The sequence below is a fragment of the Candidatus Polarisedimenticolaceae bacterium genome (assembly GCA_036275915.1).
GTDB lineage: Bacteria > Acidobacteriota > Polarisedimenticolia > Polarisedimenticolales > DASRJG01 > DASRJG01.
The window spans coordinates 49,901-66,328 of sequence record DASUCV010000020.1; the positions used below are offsets into that span (position 1 = coordinate 49,901).

A 16,428-nucleotide genomic window follows, 5' to 3' on the forward strand; every position below is an offset into this window, starting at 1 on the left:
CCTAGGTTTCAGCCCTCCACGGACGCGAGAGGGTGGAGGCCGCTTCGAGGAGCGCCGGATCGTCCGGCGTCAACGCCCGAACGCGTCGAACTCGCAGGCGATCGATGCGCCAAAGGCCGAACGATCCCCAACGGGAATCGTAGTAGCTCCACCATCGGACACCGGACGATCGCTTCTCTTCGAAGACCGCGAGAGCCCAACGTTGGGTGACCGTCCGGTCCCTCGTCACGACCGCGGAGGGGCGCAGCTGGCGCCGCACCAGCTCGTGAGCGTCGTCGAGGTCGACGATGTGATCCCCTTTCGACTCGATTTCCGCGAGGGCGCGCACGCTTCCCGGCGTGCGGCCCCGCAGGAGAAGCGGCGTCCAGATCGCGTGGTTACCGAACGCTTCGGCGACGGCACCCGCGGCCGAATCCGAGCAATACAACGTGCGGTAGCGGCCCGGGTTGTCGACGCGGCCGGCACCCTGGACCGTCGACATATGGAGCGCGTGTCCCGGATCTCCGTCAGCCGCGCTCGAATCCCAGGGAAAGACGCGAAAGAAACTACGCGTAGGCACCCTGCTCCTCGGCGTCGATCGCCTGCACCACCGCCGCGGCGCCGGAGAGCCGCAAGATGTCGATGGGACGCGCACGCAAGTGGGCGTTGTGCGACGTCAGCCAGATTTCCGCCTGCTCGCGGGGAAAGAGGTGCAGCAGCCGTGCCATGACGTACTCGAGGTCGATCACGTCGCGCTGCCGCTCGGCGCTGATGCGCTCTTCACCGCGGCGCCACCGCGACGGCTGGGATGGGTTCACGCCGAGCAGCTCCGCGAGGCGATTGTTTCCGAAGGTCGCGATGAGGCGGCCGAGACGCTCCTCCAGCAAGAGACCTGCGGCCGCGGGCTCGGCGATCTTCAGCGCCCCCGCGTGAGGCTTGGCCTTGTACGCCACTTTTCGAGGCGGGCTCATACCCAATAATTTACGTTGGGCAGATGCAGCGGTCAAGTCGACGATTGTCCGTCTCGATACGTCCGCTCCTTGTCCACTCATTCCCTGTTTCGTTGCCATGACGCCGGGTACATTCATTGCCGGAAACGACCGGAGGCACCCATGAGCCAGCGGATCTTCGTCGCCGTCGCTCCCGACGTTCATCTCTTGGACCTGGCCGGACCCGTGCAGGTCTTCTACGAGGCCAACGGATTCGGCGCAGACTACGAGATCGTTCACTGCGCAGCGACGACCAAGGTCACGTCGGCGCAGGGGTTGGTTCTCTCCGAGCTGGCTCCCCTCCCGAAGCTCGAGGCCGGTGACACCGTCCTCGTTCCGGGCCTCGACTCGAGGGTGCTCCACAAGGCGCGTGCGATCCCGGGCAAGTGGCTTCGCGACGGCGCTGCGGCCGGCGCCCGGATCGCATCGATCTGCAGCGGCGCGTTCTCGCTGGCGGCCGCGGGCCTCTTGGACGGCCGCGAGTGCACGACGCACTGGAAGATCACGGAGCGCCTTCAGCGCGAGTTCCCCGAGGCACACGTCGCCGAGAACCGCCTCTTCGTGAAGGACGGCAATGTCGTGACGAGCGCCGGCGTCGCTTCCGGCATCGACATGGCGCTCTCGCTCGTCATGGACGACCACGGTCCGGCGGTCGTCGCCAAGGTCGCCCGCGAGATGGTCGTCTACCTGCGCCGCTCCGGCGAGCGCGAGCAGGTCAGCCCCTACCTCGACTACCGGACGCACCTCCACGATGGCGTGCACCGCGTGCAGGATTTCGTCGTCACGTACCCGCACAAAAACCCGAGCCTGAGCGAGCTGGCGCGCGTCGCGGCGATGAGCCCGCGCAACCTCACGCGTCACTTTCGCGAGGCGACCGGGATCACGATCAAGACGTACAGCGGCCGCGTGAAGGTCCAGCTCGCGCAGGACCTGCTGCGGAATCCGCGCCTCACGCTCGAGAGCGTGTCGGAGAGCTGCGGGTTCAAGGACCCGCGGCAGTTCCGGCGGCTCTGGAAGCAGACGATGGGCGGCAATCCGTCCCAGTGGAGACACGACACCTCGCGCCTCGACGCGCGCTGAGAGGAGACTCGATGACCGCAGTTCAGGCCTCCGCCCTCGCGATCGCCCTCACCGCCGTCGCTCCTGCCGCCGCGAAGGAGCCGCCGAAGTACACGCGGAACGTCGCGGTCGTGCTCTACGACGGCGTCGAGATCCTCGACTTCGCGGGCCCGCTCGAGGTCTTCGGCGCGGCGGCGCGCTTCGGCAGCGCGCGCCAGCAGCCGGCGTTCAACACCTACACCGTCGCAGCGACGAAGGACATGCTCAAGAGCTATCGCGTGAAGATCCAGCCCGAGTACTCGATCGACGACGCGCCGAAACCGGACATCATCGTGATCCCCGGCGGGAACACGGGGAACCTCCTCGACGACCCGAAGTTCATGGCGTGGCTCAAGGCTTCGCAGCCGAAGGCCGAGATCACGCTGACTGTCTGCACCGGCGCCTTCACCGTGGCCAAGCTCGGCCTCTTGGACGGGAAGCAGGTGACGACGTTCTACGGCGCGATCGACGATCTGCGCCGGGATACGCCGAAGGCCGAGGTCATCGATGGCCGCCGGTTCGTCGACAACGGCACCATCGTCACGACCGCCGGCGTTTCCGCCGGGATCGACGGCGCGCTCCACACCGTCGCGCGCCTTCTCGGACGCAACATCGCCGACCAGACGGCGCGCTACATGGAGTACCACTGGACTCCCGAGCCCTACCTCGCCAAGGACTACGTCACCCTGAACCCGAGCCTCGACGAGGCCGGCCGCAAGCTGCAACAGGCGCAGATCTTCGAGAACGAGAAGCAGTACGCCGAGGCCGAGAACGCCTACCGCTCGCTCACGACCGCGGACCCGCAGGACGGCTTCGCGTGGTATCGCCTCGGCTCGACCCTTCAGGCGGCGGGAAAGCTCGACGATGCGATCGCCGCTTCACAACACGCCTCCGAGTTCTCCGACGTGCGCGCGAACGCGCTCTACAACCTCGCCTGCGCCTACGCGCTGAAAGGGAACACCGACGAGGCCATCGGCCAGCTCGAGAAGGCGGTCGCCGCAGGATTCAAGGCGATGGGAGCGCTCGATCAGGATCCGGACCTCGCGAACATCCGCTCGGATGCCAGGTTCAAGAAGATCGTGGATGCCCTGTGACAGGTGTGCCAGAAAATAGTACACTCTTGGTGTGAAGCTCGATCCTGAAGCGATCCGCGGGCGGTGCGAGGCTTTGGGGCTGCCGCTGGCGCAGGTGCTCCGTCGATCCGGCATCAGCCGGACGGCCTACTACTCGCTGGCCCGGAAGGAGTCGGTGCTGCCGAAGTCGGTCGTGAAGCTCGCGAAGGCGCTCGACGCCACCCCGGCGGAGATTCTCGACGGGCGGCCCTTCGAGGAGCGGCGAGCCGAGCGGCGATTGCGACGTGCGAAGGAGATCGTGCGACGGCACCCCAAGCTCGACTTTCACGACATCTGGCAATCGCTCGTGCTTCTCGAGCTTCCTCCCGGCGAGAGATTGAGAAGGGCGCTCAGGCGTGGACGAGCACGGACCGTTTAGCGGCGAGGAGGGAGAGTTTCTTCGCGCGCTCCTCGATGAGGGGGTGGAGTTCCTGGTCGTCGGTCTCGCGGCGGCCGCCCTTCAGGGCGCGCAGGCGGTGACGCAAGACGTCGACCTTTGGTTCCGAGACCTCGCCGACCCCGGCATCCAGAGAGCGCTTCGAAGGGTGGGAGGGATCTACGTCCCGCCGACGGGATCGACTCCACCGCTCCTCTCCGGCCGCGCCGTCGCTCCGTTCGACATCGTCTTGACGATGCACGGCCTCCGTCCGTTCGAGGACGAGGCGGCAGGCGCGAGGCGCATGCTCGTCGACGGCATTCCGCTGAGATTGCTTCCGCTGGATCGCATCATCGCCAGCAAGAAAGCGGCGCGGCGCCCGAAGGACTTTGCCATTCTGCCCGCGCTCGAGGCGGCGGCACATGCGGAAAGTATTAAGAAACCGCCACGGGCTGCAACACGCCGAAGTGCGCGCCCGAAGGGTCGGCGATGAAGGCGAAGGTGCCGGCGCCGGGGACGATCTACGGCACCAGCGTGAGCCGGCGGCCTCTCATTTCACCTTTTCCCAGCGATCGGTGTAGCGCTTCGTCGTCAGACGGATCCCGTCGCGGGTGACCTGGAGCCGCAGGTGCTCGCCCGGGATCTCGAAGGAGAAGCCGGTGGCGTCGGAGATCGCGGCGGTGCACTGCGGGGCGGTCGCAGCCGTGTCGTATTCCACGCCGGGCGCGCCGAGGTTGCTCTGCATGCCGTACAGCTCGGTCTCGCAGTACTTGCCGCCCGAGAGCGTGTACGTCGCGATCACCGCGACGGAAACCTGGGAGCCGTCCGCGTTCGGCCATTTCAGGATGACCGTCCGCGTCGTCTTCGTGAACGTCATCGAGCCGAGGACCTCGGGAGGATGGAGCTTGGCGCCGCCCTCGGTCATGGCACGCTCGGCGAGACGGTACGTGCCGACGATCTTCCTTTCGTCGCCGGCGGCGACCGGGCCGATTCCGAGGCAGACGACGACCGCGGCCACGCCGAGCGTTCTCATCGGGACTCCTTCAACGTCGGAAGAGCTTGTCGAGGAACGCGCCGCCCGGCACACCGACCCAGAGGGCGGCCTCCTTGAGGCTGCCGAGGCGCTTGGTCGGATCCTTCTCGAGGCCCGCGACGAGGAGCCGGTGCATCTCGGGTGAGATCCCGGGACCGATCTCGTACGGCGGCGGCACGACCAAGGCCTGCTTGTCCTTGAGGAGCTGGGCCATCGAGCGGACCTCGAAGAGCCTCCTACCCGCGAGCAGCTCGTACGCGACGCAGGCGAAGGCGTACACGTCCATGACGACCCCGCTGTCGTCCCCGATGATCTGCTCGGGCGCCATGTAGAGCGGTGTCCCGAGGACCGACGCCTCCGTGGTCGTGGTGTCGTCCTCGCTGATCGTCTGCTGCTCCTTGGCGAGTCCGAAGTCGGTGAGCTTGACCTGTCCCTGCGGTGTGAGGATGACGTTGCCCGGCTTGAGGTCGCGGTGCACGACGCCGCGATCGTGGACGAACGCCAGCGCGGTCGCGAGCTGGCCGAGGATCCGCCGCGCTTCGAGCTCGGGGAAGGCGCCGAAGCGAGTCAGGAGGTCGCCGAGGTTCGCGCCCTCGCAGAACTCCATGACGATGAACTCGGTGCGAAACGCGGGGAAGTGACCGATGAGGCGCGCGATGTTCGGGTGCTCGAGAGGCTCGACGATCCGCGCCTCGCGCTCGAAGCGCGAGATCGCGCCGGGCTGGAAGACGAGGCGGTGGCTCATCATCTTGAGCGCGACGCGCCGGCCGCTCGCGAGCTCGAGCGCCTCGTAAACGACCGCCATGCCTCCGCGAGCGACACAGCTCAGGATGCGGAACCCGTTCAGCTCCTTGCCGCCGAGCCCGTCGTGGAGCGCGCGGCCGAGACGCTCGGCGACGAGGTTCGTGAGGACGATCGTCAGCTCGGGGTTGCGGCCGGCGAGCGCCTCGAAGTCGGACGCGGTGATGACGAGGGTCCGGAGCGGGACTTCCGCCACGACGACGTCCGCGGTCGCCGGCTCCTCGGTGATGAGCGACATCTCGCCGATGACCGAGCCCGGGATCACGCTCCCGATCTTTCGCGCGAAGCCGTGGTCGTGGAGGATCACGTCCGCGGTTCCCTCCGCGACGACGTGCAGCGCCTCCGCATCCTGCCCCTGCCGGATGACGACCTCTCCGGGCGCGTAGATGCGCTCTCGCGCCGCCAGGAAGAACTGGTCGACGAGCCTGCGTCGGAGCGGCCGAAACGGCTCGCTATCCTGGAGAACGCTGCGTGATGCCGGGTCGGCCGGCCGCTCGATCATCGTGCGATGATGCGCCAAGCCCCCGCGCGGTCACAAGGGGGAACCGGAAGGCACCATGATCGAGAGCTTGCTCCGGACGAAGCCTCTCACCCGCCTGCTCGCCGAGGCCGCGGACGAACGATCCGCGCTCAAGCGGACCCTCCGCGCGTGGGATCTCATCGCGATCGGCATCGGCTGCATCATCGGCGTCGGAATCTTCGTCCTCCCCGGAGTCGAAGCCGCCAAGCACGCGGGGCCGGGGATCATCCTCGCCTTCGCCGTCGCCGCCGCCGCATGTGCCTGCTCCGCCCTGTCGTATGCCGAGCTGGCCGCGATGATCCCCGTCGCGGGATCGGCGTACACGTACGGCTATGCGACCCTGGGGGAAATCTTCGCCTGGATCATCGGGTGGGACCTGATCCTCGAGTACATGGTCGCCGCGATCCTCGTCTCGATCGGATGGTCGGCGTACTTCGTCAACATGCTCGCGCAGGTCGGCGTGCATCTGCCGACGGCGATCGTCGCGGGGCCGTTCGCCGACCCGCCGGGGATCGTGAACGTCCCCGCGGTGGCGATCGTGCTCGCGCTCACGCTCCTCCTCGTGCGTGGCATCCGCGAGAGCGCGGGGTTCAACCTCGCGATCGTCGTCCTGAAGCTCGCGGTGATCGTCCTCTTCCTCGTGCTCGCGTCGCCGCACGTCGAGCCTTCGAACTGGAAACCGTTCCTCCCGTTCGGCTTCGGCGGCGTGATGACCTCCGCCGCGATCGTCTTCCTCGCGTACGTCGGCTTCGACGCCGTGTCGACGACCGCCGAGGAAGCGGTCAACCCGCAGCGCGACATGCCGATCGGGATCGTCGGATCGCTCATCATCGCGACGGTGGCGTACATGGCGGTCTCGGCGGTGATGACCGGGGTCGTTCCCAGCTCGGAGCTGGGCGTCGCCGATCCGGTCGCGCTCGTCCTCAACCGCCTGCACATGCCGTGGGCCTCGGCGATCATCAGCGTCGGCGCGATTGCCGGGATCACGAGCGTGCTGCTCGTCCTCCTGCTCGGCCAGCCGCGCATCCTCTTCGCGATGTCGCGCGACGGCCTGCTTCCCCCGGCGCTCGCCGTCGTCCACCCACGCTTTCGCACGCCGCACCGTACGACCATCCTCACCGGCACGATCGTGTGCGTCGCGGCGGGGCTCATGCGTCTCGACGTCGCTGCGGAGCTGGCCTCGATCGGGACGCTGCTCGCGTTCATCATCGTCTCGGCGGGCGTCATCGTTCTACGCGTGACGCGGAAGGACCTGCACCGTCCGTTCAAGGTGCCGCTCTTCCCGTTCGTCCCCGCGCTCGGCATCGTGCTGTGCGGCTACCTCATGGTGAGCCTCCCGTGGCAGACGTGGGTGCGGCTCGTCGTGTGGCTCGCCGTCGGCCTCGTGATCTACGCGCTCTACGGCCGGAGGTCGAGCCTCCTTGCCAGGAAAGGAACGACGTCATGAGGCGATCCGCGGTGCTCTTGTCCCTTCTCGCCGCGACCGTGTCCGCGGCGGCGCCACCCCAACCTGCCACCTTCTCGATCGTCGCCGCCGATCCCGAGGCCGGCGAGGTCGGCGTCGCGGTCGCGAGCCGCTTCTTCGCCGTCGGCACGGTGGTGCCGTTCGCCGAGGCGGGCGTCGGCGCCGTCGCGACACAAGCGTTCGCGAACACGACGTTCGGGCCGCGCGGCCTCGAGCTCCTGGCGCGCGGCCTGAAGGCCGACGAGGTCGTCCGCGTCCTCACACGCGACGACGACGGCCGCGAGCAGCGCCAGCTCGGCGTCGTCACCGCTGCGGGCGATGCGGCCACCTACACCGGAACGAAGTGCAACGCCTGGGCGGGAGGCCGGAGCGGCCCGAGCTACGCCGTTCAGGGGAACATCCTCACCGGGGCCGACGTTCCCGCGGCGATGGAGAAGGCGTTCCTCGATACGAAGGGGAAGACCCTCGGCGAGCGCCTCTACGCCGCGATCGTCGCCGGCGACAAGGCCGGCGGCGACAGCCGCGGCCACCAGTCGGCCGCGCTCGTCGTCGTGCGCGCGAAGGGCGGGTACGGCGGCTTCACCGATCGCGCGATCGACCTGCGGGTCGACGACGCCCAGGACCCGATCGGCGAGCTCGGGCGCCTGCTCGGCATCGGCCTCGTCAACGCGTACTGGAACCGCGGCTGGACCGCGTTCACCGAGAAGAAGTTCAAGGACGCGCTTCCGTGGCAGGAGAAAGCGGCGCAGATGGCGGAGACGCAGCCGGCCGTCCTCCCCGAGGTCCTCTACGATCTCGCCGTCATCCGTCTCGCCGCGGGCGACAAGGAAGGATCGAAGAAGGCGCTCGACCGCGCGGTGTCGCTGAACCCGAAGCTCTCGAAGCAGGCCGCGGGCGATCCCGACCTCACGGGACTGGGGAAATGACCGCCGAAGAGTTCATCGAGGCCTGCAAGGACGGCCGACTCGACGTCGTCCGAACGGCGCTCGACGCCGGGATGGACGCGAACGCCTCCGTCCCGTACGACGACGGCGAGCGCCAGGTTCCGATTCCCGCGCTCTACTTCGCCGCGGTCGGCAATCATCTCGACGTCGTCCGCCTCCTCCTCGATCGCGGCGCAAACCCGAACGACGGCGAGTCGGTCTTTCATGCCGCCGAGCTGAACCTGCGCGATTGCCTCGAGCTTCTCGTCGCCCGCGGCGCGGACATCTCGAACGCTTGCGCCGCCTACGGGAACACGCCTCTCTACTTTCTCTCCGGCTATCACCCGACGGTGCCGAACGCCCCGACGGTGGCGCTCGGCATGCGCTGGCTTCTCGAGCACGGCGCCGATCCGAACGTGACGAGCGGCAAGGACCGCGCGACCCCCCTCCAGCAGTGCGCGCAGAACGGTTGGACCGAGGTCGTCTCGATGCTCCTCGAGCACGGCGCCGACCCCGCGCAGAAGCGAGCCGACGGCCGTACCGCGTACGCGCTTGCCGTACGCGGCGGGCATCGAGAAGTTGCCGCGCTGCTACCCGCAAGCGAGCTTCACCCTGTCGACGAGCTGATCGGCGCCTGCTCGCGAGGCGACGAAACCGCGGCGCGGGCGGTCCTCGCAAAGCATACCGGCATCATCGCGTCGTTCACCCACGCCGATCGCCACACCGTGTCTCAGACTGCCAGCAGCGGCAATGCCGCGGCGATCCGCACGATGAAGGCCGTCGGCTTCGACCTCGCGTGGGAGAGCACCTGGGCCGGCACCGCGCTTCACCACGCCGCGTGGCACGGCAACGTCGCGATGACACGACTCTTGATCGAGCTGGGCGCACCGATCAACGTGCGCGATCGCCGCTTCGGAAGCTCACCGCTCGGTTGGGCGGCGCATGGGTCCAAGAACTGTCGCGCTGCCGACGAGGACTACCTCGCGATTGTCCGCGCACTTCTCGACGCGGGCGCCGACCGCGCTTCGTCGATCAATCGGTGGAACGAGCCGGCGGACAAACTCGGAAGCGAGAAGGTCGACGCGTTCTTGGAGGCGTGGTGGAGATGCTAGAGACACGCCGTGCTGGTTCGCTTGCTGGTGGGTCTAGTGATTCCTGCGAGCTCGAGCTCGCCAACTGAGAGTTACGGGAGAATCGTGCACGAACCGGAGCCTGAGGTCGAATCGCAGGCGCCCTGTCCGCCGTTCCTTGTGCAGTCAACCGTTGCTGCGTTGCCAGTCGAGTCCTCGCAATGGGAACCGGTGGAATTCCCATTGGCGTCATAAGCCTGTGTGCAGTTGCCGCTGCTGCTACCAGTGCCCGACATGTAGTTCGTGTTCCCGCACTTCGTCGCAGTCGTTGCGTCCGGGGTCGCTCCACCCGTTCCGCACGACCCGATGTTGGCGATGCTCACGCAACCCTTGATGGTGTTGCCAACAGCCTGATTGCCACTATTATCGTGACAATCCACGTCGATCCCCCCAGATCCGTGGTTCGTTACGACACAGCCGCCCCCGCTTGTGCCTGTCTTCAGGGTGTACGAACTGCTGTCAAACTGGAACGTCTCTTGTGCAGCACGCGCACTCCGCGCGAGAAACGGGGCCGCGGCGAAGATGAAACAGAGAGCCACTTTCCGCATCATGTTGCGCTTCCTTCGGTCCTTGGGGTGATCGTCGGAACTGAGACCGTCGGCCGCGCCCGCACAAGGTTCACGGAAGCAGTCTCGTGTCTTGTCGCAGAAGATATGCGAACGGCCGGATGCTCGTCATGGGGTCTTACCCTACCAATTCCTGACGAGAGTCCGTCGCAAGGGCTGTGCGGCGGTGACTCCTCGTCTTACTGGCGAGTTCGCTCCAACGCTACCTTTAGATTCGCCTCGGTCTCGCGGTCGCCGGGCACGAGCCGTAACGACTCCCGATATTCCATCGCGGCTTCCGCGGGGCGCCCCGAAAGCAGGAGCGCATTCCCGAGGTTCGTGTGGATCGTCGCCGGGTCCTGCGGGTGCGCGGCGAGCGCCTTCTTGAAGTTCGCGATCGCGTCGAGGAGACGGCCCTGCTTGGCCCAGACGATGCCGAGGTTGCTCAACGTCTCGGGGTCGCCGGGCTGGCGTTCGAGGACGTGGAGGTAGTGCAGCACCGATTCGTCGAGCTTTCCTTCGTGCGCGAGCAGGCCGGCGACTCGATTCTCCGCGGCGCGGTTGCCGGGGTCGAGCGCGATCGCCTTCTCGTACTGCTCGCGAGCCGCCGCGATCTCGCCACGAGCTTCGTAAGCCGCGCCGAGATCGACGCACATCGTCGCGCTCGGTCCGGCGACTTCGATGGCGTGCGTGAAGAGCGAGACGGAGTCGTGCCAGATCTTCGCCTGCGCGAAGGTGGCGACGGCGAGCGCGAGAACGATTGGAATTCCTGCCACGAGCACGCGCCTCCCCATCCAGGCGACGGCGATGAAGAGGCCGATCGACGGGAGGTACATGTAGCGATCGGCCATCCCCTGCTTGCCGACTTGCACGAAGCCGAGCACCGGGACGAGCGTCACCAGGAACCAGAGCCAACCGACGAGGAGATGAGGACGGCGCCCGCGTTGCCACGAGACGAGCGCCGTGATCGCGAGAACGACCGCCAGGCCGATGAGGGCGCGCCATGGAAACACGGACGCTCCCGGGTGCGGGTAGAAGACGGCGAGGCTCCTTGGCCAGACGGCCTTGCCGAGATAGGCCGCGATCGACCAGAACGCGTTCCCGATGCGGACGTCAAGCGGGATGCGCTCCCACGACGCGACGGCGCCTCCTGCGTGCTGGGTCTGGTAGGTGATCGCCGCCGAAGCGGCGGAGAGGACGAAGAGCGGGAGCTTCTCGACGACGCGCACCTGCCAGATCGATTCCTCGTCCCGCCGCAAGGGCCACTCGTCGAGGAGCAGGAGGATGAACGGCAACGTGACCAGCATCGGCTTCGCGAGGAGGCCGATCGCCATGAAGAGCGCGACGATCGCGATCCGGCCCGCCGACGGCGCCCGGAAATAGCGGACGTACGCGGCGATCGCGAGGAGACCGAAGAGGGTCGAGAGGACGTCCTTCCGTTCGGCGATCCATGCCACCGACTCGACGTGGAGGGGATGCACGGCGAAGAGCGCCGCGGCGAGCGCGCTCGGACCGAGCGCCCCGGTCATCGCGTCGAGCAACAGGAAGAGGATGACGACGTTCGCGACGTGGAACAGGAGGCTCACGGCGTGGTGCGCGGCGGGCCGGTCGCCGAAGAGGGTCCAGTCGAGCGTGTGGGAGATCCACGTCAAGGGATGCCAGTTCGCGGCCCGGGTCGACGTGAAGGCGAATTCGATCGCACGGAGATCGAGCCCGTGCTGGACGTTCGGGTTCGCCGTGACGTAGACGTCGTCGTCGTAGTTCGTGAAACCGGCCTCGAGGACGGGGAAGAACGCGGCGATCGTCAGCGCCGCGAGCAGCGCCGCGACGCCGGCCTTTCTCAGCGGCGGCACAGGGCGACCGCGGCCTCGCTGGCGAGGCGAGCGCAGGCGGCGAGCGTGTGGGGATCGAGATGGTCGGCGACGTCGTGCCGCGAGTGCACCGACATCGTCGCCGCGCCGAGAGCGCCGCTCGAGAAGGTGAGGCACGCGACGCCGCGATGGTGGAACGGGATCGCGTCGATGCCGACCGCCGGCGGCAGCCAAATCTGCCGGGGGTTCAGGCCGAGACGCCCGGCCGCGTCGAGCGTCGTCCGCGCGATCTCCGGCGCGAACCGGTGGAAGATCCCGTAGCTCGTCAGGAGCACGAGGCGGCCGGGGGCGCCCGCGCCGTCGAAGTTCAGAGCGTAGACGGGGCGGTCCGCGAGCGTGGGCAGGTGCCGGTCGAGCCAGCGCATCGCGCCGATCATGTGGTCTTCCTCGGCGCTCGGTGTCAGAAAAATGAGATCGACGTCGTCGGGGACGAGCCTCGGAAGCGTGCGGGCGAGCGCGGTCACGATCGCGACCGACCCCGCGTTGTCGACGCCTCCGGGCGACTCGTTGCCGCTCGTCAGCGTGGAGAGGACGAAGAGGCACGCCGTGGCGACGAGGCCGAGCGCGGGCACTGCGAAGCGGCCGCCGATCGTGCGAGCGAGCGCGAGGTCGGCGACGAGGAGGACGAGCATCGCCGTCGTCGCGACGAGGGCGAGCAGGACCGGACCGTTCCGCCACGGAAACGAGAGGTTTTGCGACTTGCTGTCGTAGTGCGCCATTGCGATCAGCGTGAGCCGCGGTGCTTCGGGCTTCCTTCGCCCCATCACGTTGACGGTCTCGGTCGGCCCTTCGCCCCGGTAGAGCCGCTCCGCCCACGGCGACCAGACGACGACCGTCCCGGCGACCGCGAGCGCGGCCGCAGCGAGGCCGAGCGCGCAGCCGGGAGAGCGCGGTGCGAGAAGGCCGGCGGCCGCGAGGAGCGATCCGCCGGTCGCCGCGACGATTCGTATCGCACGGAGCGCGGGGCGGATGTCGTAGCGGAACGGCTCCTCGCTCACCGCGAGGCCGGCGCTCCGGAACCACCCGGAAACGATCGCCTGGGCGCGGCGGCAGCCGTCGGTCCCCGGGTAACGTGGGAAGGCGATGGCACGCGCGTCCCTGAGAATTTGCCCGCCGTCGAGACCCGAAGCGCTCACGCGCGGCTACCCTAACGCCGCAGGAGGACGATTGCCATGACCGAGTTCGAGATCCGGCCGGCGCGCCGCGACGATTTGCCTCAGGCCTCGCTGCTCGCGGCCGAGCTGGTGCGCCTCCACCACGGTTTTGATGCGCTGCGTTTCATGATCTTCGAGCCGATCGCGCCCGGCTACGAGCGCTTCATGGCCTCCCTCCTCGGCCGCAAGGACGCCGTGGTCCTCGTCGCGATCCAGGATGGCAGCGTCGTCGGCTATCTCATCGCAACGCTGGAAGATCGCGACTGGAGCGACCTGCGCGACGCCTGCGGGAAGATCCACGACGTGTACGTCGCGGAGGGCGCGCGCGGGAAGGGGATCGCCTCGGCGCTGTGCCGGGAAGCGCTCGAGCGGATGGCGGCGATGGGAGCGCCTCGCGTCGTCCTGATGACGGCGTGGCAAAACGAGGGGGCGCGCAAGCTCTTCGGTGCCCTCGGCTTTCGCCCGACGATGGTCGAGATGACGCGCGAGTCCGAGTCCCCTACGCGTCGATCGTGACGTGTCCCGGCTGCGCCTTGACGCGCGCGAGCCACTGACGAATGGCCGGGTACCGATCGAGGTTGAAGTCGCCTTCGCCGGCGACGTGCGTGTACGCGTAGAGAGAGATGTCCGCGAGCGTATAGCCGTCCCCCACGAGGAACGATCGCCCGGCGAGATGGCGCTCCATCGCATCCAGCGCCTTGTAACCGCCCTTGTGCTTCTCGCCGAGCGCAACCGGATCGACTTCCTTGCCGCGGTAGTGCAGCCAGTTCCTCGCCACCGCGATGTGCGGCTCGTGATCGTATTGCTCGAAGAATTGCCACTGGAGGACCTGAGCCCGCTCGTACCGGTCGGTGGGCACGTACCTCGTCCCTTCGGCAAAGTACCAGAGGATCGCGTTCGATTCGCCGAGGGGACGACCATCGTCGAGCACGATCGTCGGCACGCGCAGCGACGGGTTCTTGCCGCCGAGCACCTCGGGCCGGTTGGACCGGTCGTGCACCGAGAGCTCGCGTCGCTCGTAATGCAGCCCGAGGTGCGCGAGAAGGAGGCGGACCTTGTAGCAGTTGCCGGAGATGGCGCTGTCGTAGAGGAGCATCGAGTTCTCCGTCACTCATGCGCCGACTTCGTGCAGCCGGCGCTGCAAGTACCGTTTCTCGCTCACGTTGGCGACGAGATCGAGAGCCTTGCGATACGCATGGGCCGCCTCGAGGTTTCGTCCCAACCTCCTCAACAGATCCGCCTTCGCCGCGTGGAGCAGATGGAATCCGTCGAGTGCGCCGTCGCGCTCGATCCCGTCGATGAGCGCGAGGCCGCGCTCGGGTCCGTCGGCCATCGCGACGGCGGCGGCGTGATTGAGGCGAATCACCGGCGACGGGTGCGCACGAAGGAGCAACGAGTAAAGGATCGCGATCTGTCGCCAGTCGGTGGCATCCGCCCGCGGCGACTGGGCATGGAGTGCCGCGATCGCCGCCTGGAGCGCGTAGAAGCCGGCGCCGCCTTCGCGGAGAGCGCGCTCGGCGAGCGCAACGCCTTCGATGATCTCGTCGCGGTCCCATTTCCCGCGGTCCTGCTCCTCGAGCGTGACGAGGTCGCCGGCGGCGTCGAAGCGGGCGTCACGGCGTGAGTTCTGAAGAAGAAGGAGCGCAACGAGCGCCCCTGCCTCGGGCTGCCGGGGCAGCAGGTCGCGAACGAGGCGCGCGAGACGAATCGCCTCGATCGAGAGGTCGCGGCGGAGCGCCGCATCGCCCGCGGTCGGCGCGTATCCTTCGGTGAAAACAAGGTAAAGGACGCGCAGCACGCCGCTGACGCGTTCGCCCAAACCGTCGTCAGCAGGGACGACGTAGGGAATCCGAGCTTCTCGAATCTTCGCCTTCGCTCGCACGAGGCGTTGCGCCATCGTCGCCGCCGGTACGAGGAACGCGCGCGCGATCTCTTCGACGGTGAGGCCGCAGAGCGTCTTCAACGTCAGCGCGATCTGCGCTTCCTCGGCAAGCGCCGGGTGGCAGCACGTGAAGATGAGGCGGAGGAGGTCGTCCGTGAGCGGCTCCTCGTCGAGGACCGGTGGTGCTGCTTCGTCTTGAACGAGAAGATGCCGTTTCTCTCGTAGCGACGCCGCGCGCCGCAGGCGGTCGATCGCCTTGTGGCGCGCCGTCGAGACGAGCCACGCCATCGGCTCGCGCGGGACGCCCTCCGCGGGCCAGCGCTCGACGGCTAGTGCGAACGCTTCTTGGAGGGTGTCTTCGGCGAGGTCGAAGTCGCCGACGAGGCGGATCAGCGTGGCGAGCGCCTTGGGTCGTTCGTCGCGGAACAGCGCGGTCAGGTCCATGGGGACATTCTGCTTTTTACCTCAGCGCTTCGGCACACAGAAGCTCTGAAAGAAAAAGCAGAATGTCCCCATTTCCGTTACTAGGCTCCGATCGTCGCGGGCGCGGGGGTGGGCATGATCGGGCGGACTTCGATCGAGCCGTGGCGCGCGCTGGGAATCCGTGCGGCGAGGCTGATCGCTTCGTCCAGGTCCTTGGCCTCAACCATATAGAACCCGCCGAGCTGCTCGCGCGTTTCGGCGAACGGGCCGTCGGTCGTGAGCGTCTTGCCGTTCTTGACGCGCACCGTCGTCGCCGTGGCGATGGGTTGGAGCGCCTCGCCGGCGATGTACTGGCCCTTCTTGTAGATGTCCTGGGTGTACTCCATGTACTCCTGGTAGCTCTTCCCCTGCTCTTCCTCGGACATCGTCGCCCAGTCGCCTTCGTTCCCGTAGATCAACAACAGGTATTTCATCGCCGTCTCCCCTTTCACTTCGCCGCGACGTCGCTCTTGCGCACGACGTGCATGTTCACGACCATCGAGACCTTTCCCTGATTCCACTCCGTCCACGTCGACTTCAGCTCGTTCGGACCGACGAAGTCGAACGCGGCCTGATGCATGTGCTCGGTCGTCTTCGGATCGATGTTCGATCCTCCGGCGAAGGCGAACTCGATCTTCGAGCCGTTCGGCGCCTGCGCGCGCATGTGCGGCTGGTTGCCGTTCATGCAGTAGTGCGTGAGCACGAGGTCCTTCCCGTCGAGGTAGTAGACGGTCGTCATCTGATGCTCGGTCCCCGGCATCAGCTCTTCGACGACCGCGCTCCCGCCGGCGGTGAGGTGATAGCTCGCCACGAGGTCGCCCTTCTTCGCCATCTCGCCGTCCTCGGCCGCGACCCAGTCGCCCACGAGCCCCTTGAATCGATCCAGGGACGGTCCTCCGGGCGCCGCCACGACGATCCCCGCGGCCAGCGCCACGGCACCGATCCGCCATCCGGTCTTGCTCATCGTTGTCCTCCATCGTGAGTGCGAGGCCCCTCGGCCTCTTCACCGGGTAGTCGAACGGCCCGGCCGAAAATCGACAGTACGGCGGCCCGGGACCGAAAGTTTTTTCCCGGCCCGATCCGGCCGG

At 67.6% G+C, this 16,428-nt stretch carries 18 protein-coding genes; 8 read left to right on the forward strand and 10 right to left on the reverse strand.

Annotated features, from left to right (window positions below; all coding sequences use genetic code 11):
- Position 1 precedes the first annotated feature (1 nt).
- Positions 2–481: an RES family NAD+ phosphorylase gene (locus VFV19_16250; GenBank protein ID HEX4825854.1), complete on the reverse strand. Its 480-nt coding sequence runs from the start codon at positions 479–481 to the stop codon at positions 2–4.
- 64 nt (positions 482–545) lie between these two features.
- The gene (locus VFV19_16255; GenBank protein ID HEX4825855.1) at positions 546–950 is read right to left on the reverse strand and encodes an antitoxin Xre/MbcA/ParS toxin-binding domain-containing protein; all 405 of its coding nucleotides are present in this window, start codon (positions 948–950) and stop codon (positions 546–548) included.
- 141 nt (positions 951–1,091) lie between these two features.
- Between VFV19_16255 and VFV19_16260 the strand changes: the two genes are divergently transcribed.
- From VFV19_16260 to VFV19_16275, 4 genes are read left to right on the forward strand one after another with little or no spacing between them, the layout of a single operon-like run.
- The gene (locus VFV19_16260) at positions 1,092–2,048 is read left to right on the forward strand and encodes a DJ-1/PfpI family protein (protein HEX4825856.1); all 957 of its coding nucleotides are present in this window, start codon (positions 1,092–1,094) and stop codon (positions 2,046–2,048) included.
- Positions 2,049–2,059: 11 nt separating this feature from the next.
- Complete coding sequence (locus VFV19_16265) at positions 2,060–3,160, forward strand: DJ-1/PfpI family protein (GenBank protein ID HEX4825857.1); 1,101 nt, start codon at positions 2,060–2,062, stop codon at positions 3,158–3,160.
- A gap of 31 nt (positions 3,161–3,191) precedes the next feature.
- Positions 3,192–3,557 (forward strand): helix-turn-helix transcriptional regulator, encoded by a 366-nt coding sequence (locus VFV19_16270; GenBank protein ID HEX4825858.1) that lies wholly within the window; start codon positions 3,192–3,194, stop codon positions 3,555–3,557.
- Complete coding sequence (locus tag VFV19_16275) at positions 3,535–4,047, forward strand: hypothetical protein (protein ID HEX4825859.1); 513 nt, start codon at positions 3,535–3,537, stop codon at positions 4,045–4,047. The genes VFV19_16270 and VFV19_16275 overlap by 23 nt, the downstream gene beginning before the upstream one ends.
- A 57-nt stretch (positions 4,048–4,104) precedes the next feature.
- Here the strand turns inward: VFV19_16275 and VFV19_16280 are convergent, their stop codons facing one another.
- Positions 4,105–4,587 (reverse strand): hypothetical protein, encoded by a 483-nt coding sequence (locus VFV19_16280; protein HEX4825860.1) that lies wholly within the window; start codon positions 4,585–4,587, stop codon positions 4,105–4,107.
- 10 nt (positions 4,588–4,597) lie between these two features.
- Entirely contained in the window at positions 4,598–5,890 is a 1,293-nt protein-coding gene (locus VFV19_16285) for a protein kinase (GenBank protein HEX4825861.1), read from the reverse strand.
- Between the two features lie 55 nt (positions 5,891–5,945).
- Between VFV19_16285 and VFV19_16290 the strand changes: the two genes are divergently transcribed.
- The 3 genes from VFV19_16290 to VFV19_16300 are packed head-to-tail and all read left to right on the forward strand — an operon-like array spanning position 5,946 to position 9,408.
- Positions 5,946–7,355, forward strand: a complete 1,410-nt coding sequence (locus VFV19_16290; GenBank protein ID HEX4825862.1) for an amino acid permease — start codon at positions 5,946–5,948, stop codon at positions 7,353–7,355.
- Entirely contained in the window at positions 7,352–8,299 is a 948-nt protein-coding gene (locus VFV19_16295) for a DUF1028 domain-containing protein (GenBank protein ID HEX4825863.1), read from the forward strand. Before VFV19_16290 ends, VFV19_16295 begins: the two co-directional genes overlap by 4 nt.
- Entirely contained in the window at positions 8,296–9,408 is a 1,113-nt protein-coding gene (locus VFV19_16300) for an ankyrin repeat domain-containing protein (protein HEX4825864.1), read from the forward strand. Before VFV19_16295 ends, VFV19_16300 begins: the two co-directional genes overlap by 4 nt.
- A gap of 763 nt (positions 9,409–10,171) precedes the next feature.
- Here the strand turns inward: VFV19_16300 and VFV19_16305 are convergent.
- Both VFV19_16305 and VFV19_16310 read right to left on the reverse strand, forming a co-directional pair.
- Complete coding sequence (locus VFV19_16305; protein HEX4825865.1) at positions 10,172–11,824, reverse strand: tetratricopeptide repeat protein; 1,653 nt, start codon at positions 11,822–11,824, stop codon at positions 10,172–10,174.
- Positions 11,812–12,978, reverse strand: coding sequence for a M28 family peptidase (locus VFV19_16310; GenBank protein HEX4825866.1), 1,167 nt, complete (start codon positions 12,976–12,978; stop codon positions 11,812–11,814). Before VFV19_16310 ends, VFV19_16305 begins: the two co-directional genes overlap by 13 nt.
- 36 nt (positions 12,979–13,014) lie before the next feature.
- On the opposite strand from VFV19_16310, the gene VFV19_16315 reads away from it, so the two are divergent.
- A complete protein-coding gene (locus tag VFV19_16315) occupies positions 13,015–13,512 on the forward strand; it encodes a GNAT family N-acetyltransferase (protein ID HEX4825867.1) in 498 nt (165 codons plus the stop codon).
- Here the strand turns inward: VFV19_16315 and VFV19_16320 are convergent.
- From VFV19_16320 to VFV19_16335, 4 genes are all read right to left on the reverse strand, one after another.
- Entirely contained in the window at positions 13,496–14,092 is a 597-nt protein-coding gene (locus tag VFV19_16320) for a glutathione S-transferase family protein (protein ID HEX4825868.1), read from the reverse strand. The two genes, VFV19_16315 and VFV19_16320, sit on opposite strands and share 17 nt — an antisense overlap.
- A 15-nt stretch (positions 14,093–14,107) precedes the next feature.
- A complete protein-coding gene (locus VFV19_16325) occupies positions 14,108–15,322 on the reverse strand; it encodes an RNA polymerase sigma factor (protein ID HEX4825869.1) in 1,215 nt (404 codons plus the stop codon).
- Between the two features lie 80 nt (positions 15,323–15,402).
- A complete protein-coding gene (locus VFV19_16330) occupies positions 15,403–15,774 on the reverse strand; it encodes a YciI family protein (protein HEX4825870.1) in 372 nt (123 codons plus the stop codon).
- Positions 15,775–15,788: 14 nt separating this feature from the next.
- Complete coding sequence (locus tag VFV19_16335) at positions 15,789–16,304, reverse strand: hypothetical protein (GenBank protein HEX4825871.1); 516 nt, start codon at positions 16,302–16,304, stop codon at positions 15,789–15,791.
- Between the last annotated feature and the right edge of the window lie 124 nt (positions 16,305–16,428).

Coding starts and splice junctions, on each gene's coding strand:
- VFV19_16250 (HEX4825854.1), bottom strand. CDS start 481: ATGTCGACGGTCCAGGGTGCCGGCCGCGTCGACAACCCGGGCCGCTAC.
- VFV19_16255 (HEX4825855.1), bottom strand. CDS start 950: ATGAGCCCGCCTCGAAAAGTGGCGTACAAGGCCAAGCCTCACGCGGGG.
- VFV19_16260 (HEX4825856.1), top strand. CDS start 1,092: ATGAGCCAGCGGATCTTCGTCGCCGTCGCTCCCGACGTTCATCTCTTG.
- VFV19_16265 (HEX4825857.1), top strand. CDS start 2,060: ATGACCGCAGTTCAGGCCTCCGCCCTCGCGATCGCCCTCACCGCCGTC.
- VFV19_16280 (HEX4825860.1), bottom strand. CDS start 4,587: ATGAGAACGCTCGGCGTGGCCGCGGTCGTCGTCTGCCTCGGAATCGGC.
- VFV19_16285 (HEX4825861.1), bottom strand. CDS start 5,890: ATGATCGAGCGGCCGGCCGACCCGGCATCACGCAGCGTTCTCCAGGAT.
- VFV19_16290 (HEX4825862.1), top strand. CDS start 5,946: ATGATCGAGAGCTTGCTCCGGACGAAGCCTCTCACCCGCCTGCTCGCC.
- VFV19_16295 (HEX4825863.1), top strand. CDS start 7,352: ATGAGGCGATCCGCGGTGCTCTTGTCCCTTCTCGCCGCGACCGTGTCC.
- VFV19_16300 (HEX4825864.1), top strand. CDS start 8,296: ATGACCGCCGAAGAGTTCATCGAGGCCTGCAAGGACGGCCGACTCGAC.
- VFV19_16315 (HEX4825867.1), top strand. CDS start 13,015: ATGACCGAGTTCGAGATCCGGCCGGCGCGCCGCGACGATTTGCCTCAG.
- VFV19_16320 (HEX4825868.1), bottom strand. CDS start 14,092: ATGCTCCTCTACGACAGCGCCATCTCCGGCAACTGCTACAAGGTCCGC.
- VFV19_16325 (HEX4825869.1), bottom strand. CDS start 15,322: ATGGACCTGACCGCGCTGTTCCGCGACGAACGACCCAAGGCGCTCGCC.
- VFV19_16330 (HEX4825870.1), bottom strand. CDS start 15,774: ATGAAATACCTGTTGTTGATCTACGGGAACGAAGGCGACTGGGCGACG.
- VFV19_16335 (HEX4825871.1), bottom strand. CDS start 16,304: ATGAGCAAGACCGGATGGCGGATCGGTGCCGTGGCGCTGGCCGCGGGG.